Origin of the sequence: uncultured Campylobacter sp. (genome assembly GCF_937949835.1) — a bacterium.
In the GTDB taxonomy this organism is placed as follows: Bacteria; Campylobacterota; Campylobacteria; order Campylobacterales; family Campylobacteraceae; genus Campylobacter_B.
On record NZ_CALEDC010000423.1, the window covers coordinates 1 to 1,572 of the forward strand.

The 1,572-nt window shown below is 42.5% G+C and carries 1 pseudogene; it reads right to left on the reverse strand.

Annotated features, from left to right (window positions below):
* Positions 1-1,572 (reverse strand): annotated as a pseudogene (locus Q0256_RS09465) (hypothetical protein); the annotation flags it as partial.

Sequence of the window (1,572 nt, forward strand, 5' to 3'; positions counted from 1 at the left end):
ACCGTCTGCATCTACATTGATGTTTGATCCTGCGCCTAGATTTACATTGCTCGGAAGCTTTACCCCTTTTAGGCTTACTTCGTAGCCCGCGGCATTAGAATTTCCGCCCGTGCTTCTTACCGCAGTCTCGCTCCAGGCTTTTATAAGAGCAGGCAGAGCCTTGAGCTGCTCCTCTTTGGTACTTAAGCGAGAGTAGCTATCTAGCGCGGCAGCAAGATCTTTATTTAATGCAGCGGCCGATCTTAGATCCCTTAGTAGCCCAAAGCCTTTGATATTTGCTCTAGCCATATCTTCGGAGCTTAACGGCGCCCCGTCTTTAAATTTAGAGTTTATCGTATCGACGTTGAAATTTAGATCACCCATACTATGAGCGGTGCCGTCTTTTTTAATGTAGCTTCCCTTTAGGCTTAGGGTGTTGCCGCCTCCCAGATCTTCGTTTACCTCGTTGTGGTTTAGGCTAAGACTAGCGATGCCTAGCTCATCTAAGCTCTTTAGCTCGCCTTCGTCTGAGATCCCGTTAGAGTTCGCATCCTGCCAAATTTTAAGATCTTTGAAATTATCGTCTTTATTATCTATAAGCCCGTCGTTATTGCTATCAAATTCCTTTAAAGCTTCGTAGCCGTCCTTAGCTAGTCTTTGATTGCCATCTTTATCTTTTATCTGCGTGAAATTTCCAAATAGCTCGCCGCCGTCATCTATCTTGCCGTTGCCGTTACGATCGTAGGCTAAAATTCCATCCTCTTTGCTTATCCAAGATGATCTGTGAGATACCCCATCTCCGTTATGATCGAAGTAGGCTCCGCCGTTAGGTGCCGGGCTGATGCCGATCTTGCCGTCACCGTTGAGATCAAGGGCGAGAGGGTCGTAGATGGAGAAGTTAAAAATAGAGCCGAGGAATTGAGACCAAAAATTTTTGGTCTCTTGGAGGGTTTTACTCAAATCGTCTAGATAGGGAGATAAAAAAGCTTTAAACCACTCAACTCTTTCAGAATCTTTACCTTCCCAGTTGGGATCGTATGGATTAAATAAATAAGAAGCCATCTCCAATATTTCTTTAGGGCTTCTTTCTCCCTTAAGCATACTTGACCAAAAATCGGTAAAAGGAGTTTTTCCATCCCATCTGTCATCTGCAGGATTAATAAAATATGAAAGGATGTCTCTATTCTTGTAAAGATATAAAACCAGTTCGCTTCCTCCGATACTAACTGCCATTGTAAGCAGGAATGTTCCTAATGTTACCGTTCCCCCTACTGTAGCCAAAGCTGCTTTTGCTGTAAGATATCCTCCTCCCATAGATGCCCCATATTCGCCTATAATCTCAGAGGCTCGCTTCGTATCTCCATCTTTTATAGCTTGTGCAACCTCATACGAAGCTACTCCTGCGCCCAAGATAAGCCCTGCCGTTCCTGCTTTATTTAAAATTTTAAGAGTGCTAGGCAGATTATCGTGACTAAATATACTTGTAATCCCCTTAATTTTATCTGCATACGTAATCTTATTATTTTTAATTATGTCGCCTATATGATACTCTTTCGAATTTTCTTTGATAAAATCCAGTTTATTTTTTTCCAA